Here is a 991-nt window from a genome sequence, read left to right as displayed (position 1 = left end):
CCACCCTGATGTGCTTGACGTTCTAACCTGGGCCCGTTATCCGGGCCGGGGACCATGTATGGTGGGTAGTTTGACTGGGGCGGTCTCCTCCCAAAGAGTAACGGAGGAGCACGAAGGTACGCTCAGCGCGGTCGGACATCGCGCACTGTGTGCAAAGGCATAAGCGTGCTTGACTGCAAGATCGACGGATCAAGCAGGTACGAAAGTAGGTCTTAGTGATCCGGTGGTTCTGTATGGAAGGGCCATCGCTCAACGGATAAAAGGTACTCCGGGGATAACAGGCTGATACCGCCCAAGAGTTCATATCGACGGCGGTGTTTGGCACCTCGATGTCGGCTCATCACATCCTGGGGCTGTAGTCGGTCCCAAGGGTATGGCTGTTCGCCATTTAAAGTGGTACGCGAGCTGGGTTCAGAACGTCGTGAGACAGTTCGGTCCCTATCTGTCGTGGGCGTTGGAGATTTGAGAGGGGCTGCTCCTAGTACGAGAGGACCGGAGTGGACGACCCCCTGGTGTTCCGGTTGTCATGCCAATGGCATTGCCGGGTAGCTATGGTCGGAAACGATAACCGCTGAAAGCATCTAAGCGGGAAGCGCGCCTCAAGATGAGATCTCCCGGGACACAAGTCCCCTAAAGGAACGATGAAGACCACGTCGTTGATAGGTCAGGTGTGTAAGCGCAGCAATGCGTTGAGCTAACTGATACTAATGATCCGTGCGGCTTGATCATATAACCTCAAGACGCCTTACCCTCGACGCACGTCGATGGCCGTAACGCCTTACAATGTTCGCTACTTCCCACCCAACGAGAGGCCGGCGCGGCCCACATCCCATAAGGATCTGGTATTCGCGACCCTCCACCCTCTCCCTGGCGACCATAGCGCTGTGGAACCACCCGATCCCATCCCGAACTCGGAAGTGAAACGCAGCTGCGCCAATGGTAGTGTGGCCTAAGCCATGCAAGAGTAGGTCATCGCCAGGGGCTTTTCCCC

2 rRNA genes are annotated in these 991 nt (G+C 56.6%); both read left to right on the top strand.

Annotation, left to right across the window (positions count from 1 at the left end):
- A 23S ribosomal RNA gene (locus N790_RS05670) occupies nt 1-729 on the top strand; the annotation flags it as partial.
- A 137-nt stretch (nt 730-866) separates the two neighbouring features.
- Nucleotides 867-981, top strand: a 5S ribosomal RNA gene (rrf, locus tag N790_RS05665).
- Nucleotides 982-991: the final 10 nt, after the last annotated feature.

The organism is Arenimonas malthae CC-JY-1, assembly GCF_000747075.1.
In the GTDB taxonomy this organism is placed as follows: Bacteria; Pseudomonadota; Gammaproteobacteria; order Xanthomonadales; family Xanthomonadaceae; genus Arenimonas; species Arenimonas malthae.
The sequence above is the reverse complement of the archived record's forward strand: the minus strand, read 5'-3'. Positions and strand labels throughout refer to the sequence as shown.